This is a genomic window from Fibrella musci, assembly GCF_041321105.1.
In the GTDB taxonomy this organism is placed as follows: Bacteria; Bacteroidota; Bacteroidia; order Cytophagales; family Spirosomataceae; genus Fibrella; species Fibrella musci.
This window is the reverse complement of sequence record NZ_JBGGWD010000005.1, coordinates 175,169-192,757: the sequence shown is the minus strand read 5'-3', so window position 1 is coordinate 192,757 and position 17,589 is coordinate 175,169. Positions and strand designations below refer to the sequence as shown.

General features: G+C 56.3%; 16 protein-coding genes. 6 read left to right on the top strand and 10 right to left on the bottom strand.

Annotated features, from left to right (window positions below; translation table 11 throughout):
- Positions 1-30: 30 nt before the first annotated feature.
- Complete coding sequence (locus ACAW74_RS17225) at positions 31-837, top strand: sterol desaturase family protein (RefSeq protein ID WP_370699457.1); 807 nt, start codon at positions 31-33, stop codon at positions 835-837.
- Positions 838-909: 72 nt separating this feature from the next.
- On the opposite strand, the gene ACAW74_RS17220 is transcribed toward ACAW74_RS17225, so the two are convergent.
- The 4 genes from ACAW74_RS17220 to ACAW74_RS17205 all read right to left on the bottom strand — a co-directional run bounded on the left by ACAW74_RS17220 (position 910) and on the right by ACAW74_RS17205 (position 3,647).
- Entirely contained in the window at positions 910-1,149 is a 240-nt protein-coding gene (locus ACAW74_RS17220) for a hypothetical protein (RefSeq protein WP_370699456.1), read from the bottom strand.
- Between the two features lie 107 nt (positions 1,150-1,256).
- The gene (locus ACAW74_RS17215; RefSeq protein WP_370699455.1) at positions 1,257-2,054 is read right to left on the bottom strand and encodes an SDR family oxidoreductase; all 798 of its coding nucleotides are present in this window, start codon (positions 2,052-2,054) and stop codon (positions 1,257-1,259) included.
- A 159-nt stretch (positions 2,055-2,213) separates the two neighbouring features.
- Complete coding sequence (locus ACAW74_RS17210) at positions 2,214-2,777, bottom strand: NUDIX hydrolase (protein WP_370699454.1); 564 nt, start codon at positions 2,775-2,777, stop codon at positions 2,214-2,216.
- Between the two features lie 81 nt (positions 2,778-2,858).
- The gene (locus ACAW74_RS17205) at positions 2,859-3,647 is read right to left on the bottom strand and encodes a rhamnogalacturonan acetylesterase (RefSeq protein ID WP_370699453.1); all 789 of its coding nucleotides are present in this window, start codon (positions 3,645-3,647) and stop codon (positions 2,859-2,861) included.
- Positions 3,648-3,866: 219 nt separating this feature from the next.
- On the opposite strand from ACAW74_RS17205, the gene ACAW74_RS17200 reads away from it, so the two are divergent.
- From ACAW74_RS17200 to ACAW74_RS17190, 3 genes are all read left to right on the top strand, one after another.
- Entirely contained in the window at positions 3,867-4,463 is a 597-nt protein-coding gene (locus ACAW74_RS17200) for a Crp/Fnr family transcriptional regulator (protein WP_370699452.1), read from the top strand.
- Between the two features lie 116 nt (positions 4,464-4,579).
- Entirely contained in the window at positions 4,580-5,299 is a 720-nt protein-coding gene (locus ACAW74_RS17195; RefSeq protein WP_370699451.1) for a sterol desaturase family protein, read from the top strand.
- Positions 5,300-5,427: 128 nt separating this feature from the next.
- Positions 5,428-6,000, top strand: coding sequence for a DUF2911 domain-containing protein (locus tag ACAW74_RS17190; protein WP_370699450.1), 573 nt, complete (start codon positions 5,428-5,430; stop codon positions 5,998-6,000).
- A 5-nt stretch (positions 6,001-6,005) separates the two neighbouring features.
- Here ACAW74_RS17190 and ACAW74_RS17185 read toward each other — a convergent pair whose 3' ends face one another.
- The 5 genes from ACAW74_RS17185 to ACAW74_RS17165 all read right to left on the bottom strand — a co-directional run bounded on the left by ACAW74_RS17185 (position 6,006) and on the right by ACAW74_RS17165 (position 12,564).
- Positions 6,006-7,382: a M28 family peptidase gene (locus ACAW74_RS17185; RefSeq protein ID WP_370699449.1), complete on the bottom strand. Its 1,377-nt coding sequence runs from the start codon at positions 7,380-7,382 to the stop codon at positions 6,006-6,008.
- A gap of 183 nt (positions 7,383-7,565) precedes the next feature.
- Positions 7,566-8,075, bottom strand: coding sequence for a hypothetical protein (locus ACAW74_RS17180; protein WP_370699448.1), 510 nt, complete (start codon positions 8,073-8,075; stop codon positions 7,566-7,568).
- Between the two features lie 242 nt (positions 8,076-8,317).
- Positions 8,318-8,512, bottom strand: coding sequence for a hypothetical protein (locus ACAW74_RS17175; protein WP_370699447.1), 195 nt, complete (start codon positions 8,510-8,512; stop codon positions 8,318-8,320).
- Positions 8,513-8,563: 51 nt separating this feature from the next.
- Positions 8,564-9,124, bottom strand: coding sequence for a hypothetical protein (locus ACAW74_RS17170; protein WP_370699446.1), 561 nt, complete (start codon positions 9,122-9,124; stop codon positions 8,564-8,566).
- A 5-nt stretch (positions 9,125-9,129) separates the two neighbouring features.
- Positions 9,130-12,564, bottom strand: coding sequence for a pyruvate carboxylase (locus ACAW74_RS17165; RefSeq protein ID WP_370699445.1), 3,435 nt, complete (start codon positions 12,562-12,564; stop codon positions 9,130-9,132).
- 578 nt (positions 12,565-13,142) lie between these two features.
- Here ACAW74_RS17165 and ACAW74_RS17160 point away from each other — a divergent pair.
- A complete protein-coding gene (locus ACAW74_RS17160) occupies positions 13,143-14,711 on the top strand; it encodes an alpha-amylase family glycosyl hydrolase (protein ID WP_370699444.1) in 1,569 nt (522 codons plus the stop codon).
- A 59-nt stretch (positions 14,712-14,770) separates the two neighbouring features.
- On the opposite strand, the gene pafA is transcribed toward ACAW74_RS17160, so the two are convergent.
- Complete coding sequence (gene pafA / locus ACAW74_RS17155) at positions 14,771-16,435, bottom strand: alkaline phosphatase PafA (protein ID WP_370699443.1); 1,665 nt, start codon at positions 16,433-16,435, stop codon at positions 14,771-14,773.
- 144 nt (positions 16,436-16,579) lie between these two features.
- Here pafA and ACAW74_RS17150 point away from each other — a divergent pair, with 144 nt between their 5' ends.
- Complete coding sequence (locus ACAW74_RS17150; RefSeq protein ID WP_370699442.1) at positions 16,580-17,329, top strand: fatty acid desaturase; 750 nt, start codon at positions 16,580-16,582, stop codon at positions 17,327-17,329.
- The last annotated feature ends 260 nt before the right edge of the window (positions 17,330-17,589 follow it).

Below are 17,589 nucleotides of genomic sequence, written 5' to 3'. Positions count from 1 at the left end.
CAAACACCTGTTTGTAAGCAAAAACGGCCTATGGCTGAGTTGATCAAGACGTACCCAGGCTGGGGATGGCTCCTGATGTGGCTGGTGCACCTGGTGCGGTACCTGCTGGTGGCTGGCGTTTTTTACGCGCTCTATTACGGCTGGCGACGGCATCGGCTGGCAACCCGCAAGATTCAATCTCGTTTCCCGAAAAAGGCCGACCTGCGCCGCGAAATCGGCTATTCCGTCGCGACGACCGGCGTGTTTGCCCTGATTTCACTGTCGCTTTTTCTGACGGGGATCCGCGATCATAACCTCATGTACCGCGACTGGCACCAGTACGGGACCGCCTATGGCCTGTTCTCGTTTGTGGTGCTGATTGTGTTGCACGATACCTACTTCTACTGGACGCACCGGGCCATGCATCATCCCCGCCTGTTCAAAGCGATGCATCTGGTGCATCACAAATCGACCAATCCGTCGCCCTGGGCGGCTTACGCGTTTCATCCGCTCGAGGCTATCGTAGAAGCCCTGATCGTACCCCTCGTAACGTTTATCCTGCCGTTGCACGTCTACACCATCATGGCATTTTTGCTGTTCATGATCGTGTACAATGTCTATGGGCATCTGGGTTGGGAGCTGCTACCGGCCCGCTGGCATCGTCACTGGCTGGGGCGTTGGCTGAACACATCGGTGAACCACAACCAGCATCACCAGTTTTTCAACGGGAATTACGGCCTGTACTTCCGGTTTTGGGATGAATGGATGGGCACGACCCGCGCTGATTACGACGCCACGTTTGAGCGGGTGACTGCGCAAAAAGGGTCTTCTAAACCGATTGAGAAGGTAATGAGCTAACCAATCGGCCACAAAAAAGCCCAGTTCCGGTTTCGCAAAACCAGAACTGGGCTTTTTTGATGGACCAACGGCTTAGTTGCCGTCTTTGTGCATCTTTTTCTCTTCTTTGGCGGCCTTTTTCATGTCTTTCGCCATGTCTTTGGTGGCCATATCGCCGTTGCGCTTCGCGTCTTTTTTCATCTGCTGCGCGTCTTGTTTAGCGGCTTTCGCTGCTTTTTTGGCGTCTTTATCTTTTGCTTTCATGTCGTCTTGGGCAAACGAAGCAGAAGCGACAAAGCAAGTCAGAGCTAGGGCAAACAGTGCATTTTTCATAGTCAATTGAGTGTTAGTTTGTGAATATTACTAAACGAATAACCTAACTGGTCGGGAGATAAGTCTGTTTGCGATTTAGAGCCAGTAGCCCCATAATTAATCATGAATTAACCGATCAGCAGCGATTCGGCCCCATCAATCCAGACGGGTGTGCCGGTGATGTGCCGCGCCCGGTCCGATACCAGAAACAGCACCAGATCGGCCACGTTGTCGCTCGTGCCGGGCTTGCCATCGGTGAGCGGGATGCTCCCCTGCGGAAATTCGACGGGTTCTTTGATCTCCTTGATATCCCGTTGTTCGGCGCTATCGTCGATGTTGGTATCGATGGCACCGGGGCATACCACATTCACCCGGATTTTGTCTTTAGCCAGTTCCAGCGCCAGTAGTTGGGCCATCGCTACCTGTGCCGCCTTGGTGCAGGAATAGGCTGTGGAGCCGGTATTGCTGAATATACGCGTCCCGTTGACCGAGGCCGTAATTACGATCGCCCCGCCCTGCCGTTTCAGCATCGGTACAGCGAAGTGGATCGTCAGGTACGTTCCCGTCAGGTTGTTATCGATGGTTTTTTGCCACTCGTCGGGTTGCAACTCATCGATGGGTGCCCAGACGCCGTTGATCCCCGCATTGGCAAACACAATATCGAGCCGGCCAAACTGCTGGTCGATGGTGTCGCAAACGCGTTTCATGTCGTCGGCGCTGGCAATGTCGGCGGTGAGAGCGAGGCCTTTGCCACCCTGCTGCTCAATCTCCGCGACTGTTTCCTTGATTTCCTTATCGGTACGGCTCAGCGCAATGACGGTGGCGCCCTGTTTGCCCATGAGCAATGCCGCCGCTTTCCCAATGCCCGAACCGGCGCCCGTAATGAGCGCTACTTTCCCTTGCAATTCACCTTGTATCGATGCCATGTCGTTGTTCAGAAAGGTTGTGTACAACGAAAAGCCAAAAGCAAGCCCGGTTGTTGGGAAAAGGTATCTGGCTGCGTGTCATTGGCAGTCATTCGTTGTCATTAGGCTTCAACGTCATTCGTTGTCATTCATCGTAAAAACAATTAATGACGGCGAAGCCTAATGACTCCCCACCAAATACCGCAGCAGGGGCGCGGCGTGCAGCGATTGCATGACTTGCCCGCTGTCGAGAAGAGCCAGCACGTCGTGGCGGGGAATGAGGTGTACCGAAATTTCTTCCGTGATTTCAAGCTCCTGTTCCTGTAGCTTTTCCACGCCCAGCGCCAGAAAGCAATAAGTCAGGTTGGCGTGGGTACCGGGATTGGCCGATAGCGTCATCAGGGGTTGCCAGGTACCGCCGCCAAACCCCGTTTCTTCGAGTAATTCGCGCTGAGCGGCCGCCAACGGGTCTTCGCCGGGGTCGATACAGCCCGCACAAAGTTCGTAATGCACCCCCGCCACCCCGTGCCGGTATTGCCGGATCAGCACCAGATCGCCCGCCGTCGTGACGGCCACCACATTGATCCAGTCGGGGTATTCCAGAATGTAGTAATCCGGGATGTAGCCGCCCCCGGCCATGCGGATCGCGTCTTTGCGGACGGTGAACCAGCGTTCGCGGTGGATGTAGTCGGATTGTTCAACCTGCCAGGGCAGCGGATCGTCGGGAAGGTGTATTGGATGCATGGCGCAAAGATAGACCGTACCAGACCACCCGGCCATAGCCCACCCGCTACGGGCGACAAACAGGGCACTACGCAGATCCGGTTATCGACCTTGAGCCACGACGTAGCGGTTGAGAGAACAGCCTGTCAACTGCCGCAGCCCCTCGATAACCGCCGCTGCGTTTAGTTCAGCCCCGGCCCGGTTGGTGTGGGTGTGATCGGCGGGGAAGAAATCGGTTTTCAGCTTGGCCTCGTCATAGCTGGCTTCGTATTTCCGGGCGATGATCTCGTTGAGGTCGATGAAATACGCGCCTGCCGACTGCGCGCTTTCGGCAGCCCACCGGCCGTAGCTCTCCGACCCCCGCTCGACCCGGCCATTTTTCCAGACGTTGCGCGGGACTAGTGAACAGACAATGGGCGTGGCTCCTTTCGCTTTCGTGTCGTTGATGTACTTCCGCATGTACCAGCCGTAGGAGTGTACGACTTCGTGCTTCTTCGTCAGCAGGTTATCGATTTCTTCTGTTTCGTCGCCGGTCCCGCGGATACTGCCCCGCGCCCGGGTGGTATCGTTGATGGCGCCGCCGTCGTTGTGGCCGAACTGCATCAGGACAAAATCGCCCGGTTTCAGGGTTTGCAGAATGGTATCCCAACGGCCTTCGGTAAGAAAGGTGCGGCTGCTGCGTCCGCCGATGGCCCGGTTCTCGATAGCCAGCCGCGTAGTGTCGAAATGGGTATGGATAACGCTTCCCCAGCCCCACTGACTATTGGCCCCCACCCCCGACCCGTTACGAACGGTGGAGTCGCCAATGATATACAGGGTTGGCCGTTGCGGCGGAATGCCCGCCAGACAGAGCAGTAAACCCGCAAGAAAAACAAGACGGTATGCAGACATAACTTGGGCCGGTTAGGTACCTGACCGATAGAAGCCGCGCCGATGGGCCAGCTACTGTTCAGGCGATCGTCGGGTGCCATCGAACGGCCAATTCACGACGGTGCCGCGGATCGTAGGCGTATCGAATGCATACGGTCGCGAAGGTAAAGTTGCTGCGGTGACAGGCGACAGCACAAAAGGGTTTCGTTGTTGATTCGTGCCTTTTACTGCCAAGCCAATATGGAACCCGTACCGACACACCCGCTGCTAACGTACCTGCAAACCCTGACGCCCCTGCCGCCCGATCTGCAAACCGCACTGCTGGGGATGCTTCGACGCGAAACGTACCTACGGAAGCAATGGGTGTTGCAACCCGGTCAACTGGCCGATCAGATCTACTTCATCGAGCAGGGCGTGGTGCGGGGCTATTACCTCAAAGATGGCCCCCGTGGAGACGGGCGCGAAGTCACGTCCTGGTTCATGCGTGAGGGTGATTTCATCATCTCCATTGTTAGTTTTTACACCCGTCAGCCGGCGCAGGAATACATCGAATTGCTGACCGATGGCGTGCTCTGGTCGATCACCTACGAGCAGCTCCAGCAACTGTACCGCGCGTATCCGGCGTTTAACCTGGTGGGGCGGTTGCTGACGGAGAAATACTACGTGCTCAGCGAGCAACGGTCGTTAAACCTGCGCATGCAGACCGCCAGCGAGCGCTACCAGCAATTGCTGACCGACTTCCCCACGGTTTTTGATCGGGTGCCACTCAAGCACATCGCCTCTCATTTGGGCATTTCGGCCGAAACGCTGAGCCGGTTGCGAGGGCGTAAAACGTAGCTGACGGGGCTTATCGAAATTGATAATTGTCAATGGTTTCGTTGCAGAGAATGGGTTGGTTTGAGCCATGTTTTACCGTGGCTGGTCCCCGCGGCCACATCAACCCCTGAAACCGTATGTTACCCATTATTTTTGGCGTCTTTGCGCTCTGCTTCATCGTTGAACGGCTTGTCCCCGGCTGGAAACTGCCCGACGTACCGACCTGGACGATTCGGGTGCTGGCGATCAATTTCATCCAGTTGATCGTAGTCATCGTGGCCGGGTTTACCTGGGAAAAATGGCTCTCGGCTCAGTCGCTGTTTCATCTGTCCAGGTCCGTTGGCCCCTGGGCGGGCGGCGTCATTGCCTACTTCATCGCCACATTTATCTTCTATTGGTGGCACCGTTGGCGGCATACCGTCGATTTTCTCTGGACGCGCTTCCATCAGATTCACCACAGCCCCCAACGGCTCGAAGTGATCACTTCGTTCTACAAGCATCCGCTCGAAATGACGGTCAATTCCATCATCGGCAGTTTGCTGGTTTACACGCTGTTGGGGCTGAACGCCGAAGCGGGTGCCATCTATACGCTGTGCACAGCGCTGGGCGAATTTTTCTACCACACCAACGTGAAAACGCCGCAGTGGATTGGCTACATTTTTCAGCGACCCGAGATGCACCGTATCCACCATGAGTACGAAAAACACAGCCATAACTACGGCGACATTGTCTGGTGGGACATGCTATTCGGGACGTACCGCAACCCGAAGGAATTTACATCAACCTGCGGCTTCGATGAGGCCAACGAACTGCGTCTGGCCGACATGCTGCGTTTTCGGGACGTGCATAAGGAGTGAACCATCGTGATGGCTCATCGGCTGCATACGTTCGCGAAGGGAGGGCTATCTTTAGGCACACAAACACCCGGCAACGTACCCAGCCTGGCCAATACCGGGCGTGGGTACGTTGCTACCAGACAGATCGTATGAAACAGACTGCTTTACTGCTCGGCTTATTGCTGATTACCCTAACGGGGGCCACCGCCCAAACCTTCCGTGGCCTCGACAAATCACCCATGGACATGGCCTACTACCCCGACGACTATGCCCACGACCGCAAGTTTGCCCCTGCCAAGATCGGCGCTGACAAAGCGATGGTGCGGGTAACGTATAGCCGACCGGCCAAAAACGGCCGCGAGGTATTCGGTAAAATGGTGCCTTACGGCAAGGTGTGGCGCGCCGGGGCCAACGAAGCGCCCGAAATCAAATTCTACCGGGACGTCACGATCGGCGGCAAGAAAATTCCGGCAGGTAACTATGCCCTGTTGGTACTCCCCACCGAAACCGAGTGGACCGTCATCCTAAGTTCCGATCTGGATCAGTGGGGAGCCTACAGCTACAATCCGGCGCTCGACGTGGCCCGCGTGAACGTACCTGTGCAGAAGTCCGACGCGGTCATCGAAAATTTCTCGATCCAGTTCGCGAAAAAAGACGCCACAACGGCTACCCTATATATGGGCTGGGATACCGCTATGGTCGCCGTGCCTATTGGTTTGTAAAGGCCTTATAACCCGTACTGATCGATCAGGTACGTTAGCGCGGCCATCGAGGCGGCACCCAGCGAGAGTTCCCGTTTGTTGACCGCCTCGAATCGGTCGGCTGCCGTGTGGTGGTAGTCGAAATACCGCTGCGTATCGGGTTTGAAGCCAAACAGCACCGTACCCGACTGCGCCAGCGGGCCAATGTCGGCCCCGCCGCCACCTACCCCGATGTCGTGCAGGCCGTAGGGAGTGAACAGGTTACGCCACCGCAGCACGCCCGCTTTTTGCGCGTCGGTACCCACGATGCCGAAGCCGCGCGGCGTAAAACCCCCTTCGTCGGACTCGATGGCCGCGATGTGTTTTTCGTTGTTTTTCTTCGCGTAATCGGCATAGCCGACGCCGCCCCGCAGGCCGTTTTCTTCATTCATATACATCACGGCCCGGATCGTGCGTTTGGGTTTGTAGCCCAGCGCTTTCAAGATTCGCAAGACCTCGATCGACTGCATACAGCCCGTGCCGTCGTCGTGCGCGCCCTGCCCCAGATCCCAGGAGTCGAGGTGCCCGCCTACCACGATAATCTCGTCGGGTTTCTCGCTGCCCATAATCTCGCCCACCACGTTGTGCGATGGCGCGTCGGGCAAGGATTCGCAGTTCTGTTTGAAATAGAACGTCAGCGTGGGGTTGGCTTTCAGCAGGGCACTTAGCTTTTCGGCCCCGTTGGTGCTGATAGCTGCCGCCGGAATGAGTGGCACGCCCGGCCCGTAGCGCAGGCTGCCCGTATGCGGGAAATCATCGAGCGCGTTGGTCATCGACCGTACAATAGCCCCGACGGCGCCGAATTTGGCGGCAAACGTGGCCCCGCTGCCTCGTTGATCGACCGCCCCGCCGTAAGCCTCAAACGTGTTGATCTTCGTCGGGTCCATCGGCCGGTTGAAAAACACGATTTTGCCCTTAATACCCGCTTCGCCCAGTTTGTCCAGCTCGGCCAGGCTTTTAACTTCAACCACCTGCGCCTGAATCCCCTTGGCGGGTGTGGCTACTGAGCCACCCAGTGCGGCAATGGGCACCACTGTTTTCTGCCTGTCGACCAGTATATAGGCTTCTTCTTTGGCCCCACGTACCCAGTGCGGCACCATAATATTCTGAAGGAAAACGCGGTCGAAGCCTTGTTGCTCCATCAGTTGTTTGGTCCAGGCAACGGCCTTTTTCGCGCCTTCCGAACCGCTGAGCCGTGGGCCAATCTGTTGCGTCAGATGGCGAAGCCAATCGTGGGCTTTGTCGTTGGCGAGTGCTTCGTTGTAGATCGACCGGATAAAGACCGAATCGGGTTGCGGCGTCTGAGCGACAGCCGTCAAAGCGGACCCGGCAAGGGCCACGCAGCAGAGGAAAGGTTTCAGCATGAATCAGGTGTATGTTGACAGGAGGCAATCAGCCCCAGCCAAATATAGCGATTCATCAAATCAGGCTGTGTAACGTACCTGAGCAGCCTGCCCGGAACAAAAGTGAACGAAGATCACAACGATGCATGATCAGATACCGAGAACTACGCCTGGCATCTGCCTGACCTGTCGCGTTGAATACGCTTACTGGTTAATGCGTTGCCAACCACCCGGCTCCTTCAACCGGAAAGGCCACTCCTCAGGCGGATATGAAAAAACAGCCCGTATTCGTAACTGCCCATTACGGACCCTTTCATGCAGGTACGTTATTCGGGCTCGCTGATCGTAAAAGTCACCCGTAACCATCGTGTCGACCCGGCCTTTGGGAAGCACAATTGAGTGGGACGGTGAGTTGGAATCGGGAGGATAGAAAGACTTCATGACCGCCCCGGAATCACTTACGTAACCTGTTACCCAAACCGAAAGCTGCCTGCCCAGGTCATCGCTATCATTGCTATTTGTCGCTTTTCCGATGTAAAATGTCGTATCCCGATCAACGTGAGCTAACTGCATATCGGTGGTTGGAATTCGGTTAAAGTAGCCGTAAATGAACAACCCTATTAACAAAACGCCAACAATCACGATGATGCTTACCACCCCTTTTACGAAAACATCGAACAGTACTTTCAGGGCTTCAACAACAAACTCGGTCATAGTAGAATGCTCACTTTAGTAAGCATTGATGAAGGCGACGTACAGATTGAGCCTCAACGTGTGGCCTTAATCGGGATTAGCGCCAAAACGTACTGCTTTTAGCCCAAAATGGGGACTAAACGAAGGAGGGCGTTCCTGCTTGATCACCGTGATTAAGCAGGAACGCCCTCCTTCGTTTGCTTGTATAAAGCCGATTACGCCATCTCTACGACCCAGTCGTCCTGCTCGACGATGTCGGGAGGCTATCTATCCGTAGCCAAACGGTGCTGGATTGCCTTCACAAAGTCAAGGGAGACGCCTGCCAAGCTGGCAATCTGCTCAGGACTATGGGAGGTCTGTGTCAGTAAGTTGCGGACGAACTTGGTTTGCTCCTGTTCCTGAGCAATCAGGTAAAAGGCGTCTTTCTCGACACTGACGAACTTAGCAAGGCTATCCATAGCAAGGTCTCCTAATGTTTGGCTCAAATTACGTAGCTGTACCAGAATGCGCTACTGACTCAGATATCTCCTTAACGCTAAATCACCGTCTGCCGTTTCTTCTAGGCGATTGATGATTTGGCTAAGTACACGTTCGGGCCGTTCTCCGTTGAAATCCGCCAGTACACTCAGCAATACTTCTTCGGGTCTATTGGCGTTCAGAAAAAGTTGATAGTCGAGCTGGGTAAACGTAATAACGGGAAAGCTATACGTCATCAAATTGCTCTCAAACTGGGTGGCCATCTTGGGGAGGGCAGCGCCCAGAAAGAGAACATATTGACGGACAGGTAGTCTGTATTTACGACTTAACATGATGTGGTATTCAGCCATTCGGTATACCATATCTGGCTCATCGACTAGCTGAAATTCCAGTTGGAGCACAAAGGTATCATTGGCGATGCCGGTGACTTTTTTTAACACATCAGGCTTACGCTCTTTTGTGTGCTGAATATCATCGGGGAGTTCTTCCGACGCCACCGCCACAATACCTAATAGATGCTGCATCAGACTAGGAATAACAGCTTCTATATTCTCTCTGAATATCTTGTCGTATTGGCTAACCTGTTTGCTCATTCGATCTACGCCAGTTCTACGACCCAGTCGTCCTGCTCGACGGTGGTGTTTTCCTTGAGCAGGATTTGCTTGACGGTGCCCGCCTGCTGAGCGGCCACGATGCTTTCCATCTTCATGGCCTCGATCACGAACAGCGGCTGATTTTTCTTCACCTCGTCGCCGGGCTTCACCAGAATGCGCGTCAGGCGGCCTTGCAGCGGCGCACCTACGTCGGTGGGCTTGGTCACCTTCTGGTTCTGTTCTTTCACCACTTTCTGTGCCTTGTCGCGTACCTGCACCTGCCGGCTTTGGCCGTTCAACTCGAAGGTAATCGTCCGCATGCCCATCGCGTCGGCTTCCGACTGGAACAGCAACCGCACCAGGATGTTCTTGCCCTCGGCAATCGGCACGATGATCTCCTCGTTGGGCTTGAGGCCGTAGAAGAACGCCGGCGTCGGAATCACGCTTACGTCGCCATACTGCTCGGTGGCTTTGTAGTATTCCTCATACACCTTCGGGTACATCTTGTACGACAGGTAGTCGAGGAAGCCGTCGGCCTGCGGGAAACTCTCCTGGAACTGGGCAAAGTCGGCGTCGAAATCGATGGGATCGAGGTGCTCGTTGGGGCGGCCCGTGATGGGTTCTTCGCCTTTCAGAATCGCCTTCTGGACATCTTCCGGGAAACCGCCGTAGGGTTGCCCCAGAATACCCTTCATCAATTCCTTCACCGACTCGGGGAACGACAGCGACTCGCCCCGCTCAACCACATCCTGCGCGGTAAGGTTGTTGGCCGTCATAAAAATGGCCATATCGCCCACCACCTTCGACGAGGGCGTTACCTTAATGATGTTGCCAAACAACTGGTTGGCGACCGTGTAGTTCTTTTTCAGCGTCTCGAACTTGTCGCCGAGGCCCGTGGCTATGGCCTGCGGTTTCAGGTTCGAGTATTGGCCGCCCGGAATCTCGTTTTCGTAGACCTCCGCGCTGCCCGCTTTCATGCCGCTCTCAAACGGATAGTAGTATTCGCGCACATCCTCCCAGTAGTTGGAGTAGGCGTTCAGCGACGGCAGATCGACGGGGCATTCGCGCTCATGGCCCTGCATCATCGCCACTACCGAGTTGAAATTCGGCTGCGAGGTGAGGCCCGACAGGGCACCCAACGCACAATCGACAATGTCGACCCCGGCGTTGATGGCGTTCAGGTACGTTGCCGCCTGAATACCCGCCGTGTCGTGGGTGTGCAGGTGCACTGGAATGCTCAGCGCCTGTTTCAGTTCGGTTACCAGCGTGGTCGCATCCAAGGGTTTCAACAGACCGGCCATGTCTTTGATACACAGCAGGTGGGCGCCTTCGTCTTCCAGTTGCCGGGCCATGTCGAGGTAATACTGGAGCGTGTATTTCTCGTCGATACCCGAGTAGCAGATGGCGGCTTCGGCCAGGGCCTGGGTACGTTCGCGCACGGCCCGGATGCTCACTTTCATCGCCTCCACCCAGTTGAGCGAATCGAAAATGCGGAACACGTCGATGCCCGTTTCGGCCGATTTCTCCACGAAGGTCTCGATCAGGTTATCGGGATAGGCCGAGTAGCCCACGGCGTTGGAGCCCCGGAAGAGCATCTGCAAGAGCATGTTGGGCATGGCCTCGCGCAGCGCCTGTAGGCGTTTCCACGGACTTTCGTACAGAAAGCGCATCGACACGTCGAAGGTGGCCCCGCCCCAGACTTCCATCGAAAACAGTTCGGGGTGCGCTTTGGCGAAGCCCTCGGCCACCCGTTGCAGGTCCTGGGTACGTACCCGCGTGGCCAGCAGCGACTGATGCCCGTCGCGGAAGGTGGTATCGGTATACAGAATTTGCTTCTGCTCGTTCACCCAGCCCGCAAAGCCCTCGCGACCCAGGTCGGTGAGGCGGTTGCGGTTGCCATAGGGGTAGGCCGAATACGGCTCGGTAAACGGCACAATTGGCGTGCGGAATACCTTGCTGTCGTCGCGCTTTTTTACCTCCGGGTTGCCGTTGACGACCACCTCGCCCAGGTAGCGCAGCACCCGCGTTGAGCGGTCCTGTGGTTTGAGCAGCTTGAACAGCTCGGGGTGGTTTTCGATGAACGACACCCGCGCTTCGCCCCGCTGGAAAATGGGGTGGTTCAATACGTTTTGCAGGAATGAAATATTGGTCTTCACGCCCCGAATCCGGAACTCGACCAGCGCCCGTTGCAAACGTTGGGTCGCGCCTTTGAGGGTCCGGCCCCGCGCCGAGACCTTCACGATCATGGAATCGAAGTAAGGCGAGATTTTTACGCCGGGGTAGCTGCTGCCTTCGTCGAGGCGGATGCCGAAACCGGCGGCGTTGCGGTAGGCGATGATCGTACCGAAGTCGGGTTTAAAGCCGTTGGCCGGGTCTTCGGTGGTGATGCGGCACTGAATGGCGTAGCCGTTGAGCGGTACTTCGTCCTGATGGTTGATGTAGATCCCGTTGTCGGAGAGCTTGTAGCCCATCGCGATCAGGATCTGGGTACGTACCAGGTCGATGCCCGTTACCTCTTCCGTAATCGTGTGTTCTACCTGAATCCGGGGGTTCACCTCGATAAAGTAGATGTTCTCTTCCTTATCGACCAGAAACTCGACCGTACCGGCGTTGCTGTAGCCCGCCGCCTTGCCGATCTTGATGGCGTAGGCGTAGAGCTGCTCGCGGGTTTCCTGCTTCAGCCCAAACGATGGGGCCACCTCCACGACCTTCTGGAACCGGCGCTGCACCGAGCAGTCGCGTTCGTAAAGGTGAATGAGGTTGCCATGGGTGTCGCCCAACAGCTGCACCTCGATGTGTTTGGGGTCTTCCACGAATTTTTCAAGGAAGATGGTATCATCGCCGAAGGCGTTCTTGGCTTCGTTTTTGGCTTCGGTAAACGCTTTCTCGAAGTCGTCGGCGTTGCGCACCACGCGCATACCCCGACCGCCACCGCCAGCAGCGGCTTTCACCATCACGGGGAACCCGATCCGGTTGGCCTCTTCCATGGCGCGTTCCGGCGACATATTTTCTTCGCGCGAATCGGGAATCAGGGGTACGTTGGCTTTGGTGGCCAGGTTCTTGGCGCGGACTTTATCGCCGAGCGCTTCCATCGCCTCGGGCGTGGGGCCTACGAAGATAATGCCCTCTTCCCGGCAGCGGCGGGCGAGCGTCACGTTCTCCGACAGGAAGCCATAACCGGGGTGAATGGCGTCGATTTTCTTGTTTTTCGCCAGCAAAATCAGGCCCTCCACGCCGAGATACGGCTTGAGTGGGTCTTCATCGCGCCCAATCTGATAGGCTTCGTCGGCTTTATACCGGTGGAGGGAATAACGGTCTTCGTAGGTGTAAACGGCGACGGTGGTGATGCCCAGTTCGGTGGCGGCCCGCATGATGCGGATGGCAATTTCACCCCGGTTAGCCACCAGCAGGCGATTAATCGGGCGGATGTAGTCCTTCATAAAATGGCAACGGAAATGGCTTCAGATTGTATAATGGCAAACAATAGAGCAAAAATGTTGAAAAATTGCTAATAGAAACGATCGAAAACGCAATCGACCGAAAAATCTGCTAATTCCCCAAATAGTACAGCTTCACTCGGTACTCAATGCAATGAACAGGCAACAAAAGACAGCACTTATCCAGTAAATCGCTAGACAAAGGCGCAGGCACCGGCTGCCCACCTGACCAATGCGTTACGGACCTACCGATAGAAGCCTGCCCGAACGGAAACTTCATCATTTTACGCACAAATCCAAACGAACGGCGTATGGTAGTACCCTACGCCAACCGACAGTCGGGCAACGGCTGCTGCTTGCTTACCTAACCGGCTAATCTTGCCCGGTGCCGGCCGAGTTGGCTGTACCAGTTTACTGGTTTTGGTTGTAATGAGTTAATAGCCAAGTTGTTTAGAGAAAAAGGAGAACGGCCCCGCCTTGGTAAAGTGGCACGACGGCGGGCTTGATAGCGGCTACTTTTGTAGACTCATTTTACGACTAAACTGGATTTATCAGGGCTGTTCAATCCCCTGCCAACCGCAATGCTTCGTCTTTTACTTTGTTTCCTCTTTTTGGTCAGCACGCATCGGCTGCTGGCGCAAAACCAACCGGCAGGGCAACCTCCCCGCATCGGTTACCAGATCTTCGTTCGCTCCTTTGCCGACTCCAACGGCGACGGGATCGGCGATATTAACGGCATAACGGCCAAACTCGATTACCTGCAACAGTTGGGGGCCGATGTGCTTTGGCTAACGCCCGTAAGTCCGTCGCCCAGCTACCACAAATACGACGTAACCGACTACCGGGGCATCGACCCTGAATACGGCACAATGGCCGATTTTAAACGGCTGCTGACCGAGGCACACCGTCGCAACATGAAGGTGCTGTTCGACTTTGTCATTAACCACAGCAGCAGCCAACACCCGTGGTTCAAAGCCGCCGTGGCCGATCGGCAGTCGCCTTACCGCAACTGGTATGTCTGGCTATCGCAGCGGGCCATCGACTCCATGGGGGTTGCCTATCGCGAACGAACCGCCGACTCGTGGGAGCTGCGCCCCTGGCATACGCCGCGTGGCGAAAGCGCCTCGCCCGATGCTGAGAAGTACTACGGCCTCTTCTGGGGTGGCATGCCTGACCTGAACATGGACAACCAATCGTTGCGCCGCGAACTTTACGACATTGGCCGCTTCTGGCTCACGGAGGTGGGCGTCGATGGTTTCCGGCTCGATGCCGCTAAGCACATTTATCCGCAGTGGGATGTGGCCAAGAACCACGCGTTCTGGCAGGAGTTTAGGGAGGCGTTGCAGACCGCGAAACCCGACGTGTTGCTGCTGGGCGAAGTGTGGGACACGGCCGACAAAGTGGCGCCATACTTTAAAGGATTGCCCGCTAACTTCCATTTCGACGCCTGCTTTGCGCTGCAAAAAATGGCCAGAACTGGCCGGGATAGCAGTCTGGTGACTAAACTGCTGGCCGATTATGCGGCCTACGGCGCGGCAAATCCCGCGTTTGTGAGTGCCACGATGGTCAACAACCACGATCAGAACCGGATTGGCTCGATCGTCGGGGGCGACCCCAACCGGATGCGCGTGGCGGCGAGTTTGCTGCTGACGTTGCCCGGCCAACCCTGGATTTATTATGGTGAAGAACTGGGCATGCTTGGCACCAAACCCGACGAACTGATCCGGGAGCCGTTTCTCTGGACGACCCGCGCTACCGATACCGATCGCACCCGCTGGCAGACGCCCCGCTTCTCGACCGACTCGACCGTGGCGCCCCTGAGTCAGCAACAGGCCGACCCAAAATCGCTCTACAATCATTACCGGAAGCTGATTGCCCTGCGCCGCCAGACGCCCGCGCTGGCGCAGGTGCTGAACCCGAACCTGCAACCCAGCGCCATCAGTCAGGAAGGCGTGCTGGCGTTTGTGCGGCCTCACAAAACGGGCGACGTGCTGGTGGTACACAACCTTGGCAACGTACCCAGCACCGTTTCGCTGCCCACCGCCGAACGCCGTTTCGGAAAGGTACTTTTCCAGTCAGACGAGGCCGCCGCGCTCCGCAAAGGCCAGCTGACCCTGCCGCCGTATAGTGTAGTGGTGCTGCGTAACTAAAAAAGGCTGGCGCGTTGCCCAAGAGCAACGCGCCAGCCTTTTTGAATGATTAATAGAGTTTATTTCAGGGCGTCTTCGACCGGGTTACCCACGCAGCCGCTAGGTTCCAGAATGCCCAGGATGGCGCAGACCGTCGGGGCAATGTCGGCGATCTGGGTGCGGTGGAACGTCTGACCGGGTTTCACGCCCCAGCCGTAGAGCAGGAACGGTACGTGCGTATCGTAAGGGTACATGGTGCCGTGGGTGGTGCCCCGGTTGCGGCCCTCAAACCAGCCCGCCTGCAACATCACGTAGAAATCGCCGCTCCGGTTGGGATGATAGATGTTACGTAACATGCTCAACTGATTTTCGGGCAAGGCGGTGTTGCCCAGATTATGCAGGTTCAGTACGTTGATGACGCCGCGCTGGGCCAGCAACGCCACCCGAACGATCTCGTAGGCTTCGTTGATCGCGATTTTTTTCTCGGCAAACAGCGCCGTGTTCAGGTAAATCTGCTGGTTGATGTACTGAAGCACCCAGTTGCCGGGGCCGTAGGCTTTCGTGAGGGCCGTGCGGGCTGCCTCACCCGCTTCACCGTATGATTTGGTATCGGCTGGAATGCGGTACAATTGTGAAAAGCCAGGGATATCGGCGGCACCATGGTCGGCTGATAGAAACGCCATCCAAGTACCTTTGCCCACCTTCTTGTCGATCTGATCGAACAGCTCGGCCAGTTGGCGATCCAGTTTCAGGTATTCGTCTTCAATTTCTACCGAGTGCGTGCCGAAGGCGTGGCCGATGTAGTCGGTCGACGAAAAGCTGACCGCCAGCAAATCGGTGATGTTGTCGGCGCCGAGGTGTTCGCCGTCGATAGCTGCCAGGGCAAACTCTTTGGTGAGCTGATCGCCGAAAGGCGTACTCCGAAGTACTTCGTAACGGCTTTGCCCGCTCACCGTCACGAATTCGTGCGGGTGGATGGCCTTCAGCTCACCGGGCAGCGTAGCCTCAAACGGCTGATCGTCGGTGGTGCTTTCGGTGTATTTGTCGAGGGGCAAGAGCAGTTCCCACTTCTGGCGGATAAACTGATCGGGCAGGCGGCGGTCGTTGTACCGACGTACCCAGTCGGGCAGGTCGTTGCGGTAAAACGTGCTCGTGATCCAGTTGCCATCTTTCGAGTCGAACCAGTAAGCGGCGTCGGCGGCGTGGCCGGCGGGCAGGATAGACCCCCGGTCTTTCAGGGCTATCCCGACCACTTTGGCCCGCCCGTCGGTAGCCAGTTTAAGTTGATCGCCAATGGTCGTCGTCAGCATGTTCCGGGGCGACATCCGGCCGGCCGCACTCGTATTACCGACACTCCGGGCCGAGGTATCTTCGGCGCAGTAGACGAGCCGTCCCTGCTGACGGTCGTAGAAATCGTTACCAACAATCCCGTTAAAAGCAGGCGAAGAGCCCGTATAAATGGCGGCGTGGCCGGGGCCGGTGTAGGTGGCGGCGTAATGGTAGTGGTTGTTGCGGCAGTTGTAGCCCTGGTCCATCAGCCGCCGAAAGCCCCCATTCCCAAATTTCTCGTAGTAACGATACAGGTAATCGTACCGCATCTGATCGACCACGATACCAACGACGAGTTTGGGGCGATCGGGAAAGGAAGGAATGGCGGGAGCCGTCAGGGCGCGTTTGGATTGGCCAACAACCGAGAACGTGCTGAAAAACAGGAGGGGTGCACAGAGTGCCGTTGAAAAACGCATAGTGTCAGAAAAGACCGTTCGAAGGCAACACAGTGAGTAAACTGCGCTAATGAAGTGACAAAGGTAGCGAACATTTTGGGTGAAGCAGCCGTTGAGAAACAGACCAGCTTTCCCGGCAGACTGGCCTTTGTTCAGCCGCCCCTTATGCCTACGACTCAACTGTATCCCGCCCCCAAACACAACGCTTCGGCCCGTTGGTACCTGACCCATCCGTACCGGGGCGTGGCCATTGGGCTGGCGATTCTGGCGGGCTGGTTCGGGCTGCTGACCTTCCTGCTGACCTACCGCATCGACTGGACCAACCCGCTCACGTACCTGCTGGTGCTGCTGCAAACGCACCTCTACACGGGCATGTTCATTACGGCGCATGATGCCATTCATGGCGTAGTGGCCCCGACCAACCGCCGCCTCAACGACGCCATCGGCTGGGTAGCCACCACGCTGTTTGCGTTTAATAACTACGCGAAACTGGCGAAGGGACACCACCTGCACCACAAGCACGCCGCCACCGACCACGACCCCGATTATCACCGCGGCAACGCCAACATCCTGCTCTGGTTTCTGGCTTTTGCCCGCAGCTACGTGACCGTCTGGCAAGTGCTGCTGATGGCCCTTACCTACAATGTGCTGAAAATGTGGTTTCCAATGGAAAACCTGATTCTGTACTGGATGGTCCCGGCTATTTTGAGTACGTTTCAATTGTTCTTTTTCGGCACGTACCTGCCGCACCGGGGCGACCATGACAACCCGCCCCACAACGCCCGCAGTCAGGGACTCAACCACGTCTGGGCGTTCGTGTCGTGCTATTTCTTCGGTTACCATTTCGAGCATCACGATCAGCCCTACCTGCCCTGGTGGAAATTGGCCGAAGCGCGGGAACGTACCCAGTCGTAAGGTAATAGGCTTCAGGTACGTTGTAAGTATAACGCCAGTGGCTTCAGCAACGCTCTGGGTAACAGCATTCACTGAGTTGGTCCGGCAGGATAACGTTCAGCTGGGCCCTGGATAGGGGACAGGGTACGTCAGCTTATCTATAGAACAAGCAGAATCTTTGTGGTGACAGTTTGGCCTGTTTCGTTTAATTTGGCCACATACCTCTCCTAAACCACGAATCGTTTTATGCTGACTTCGTTCCGATTGTCTGCCAAGCCGTT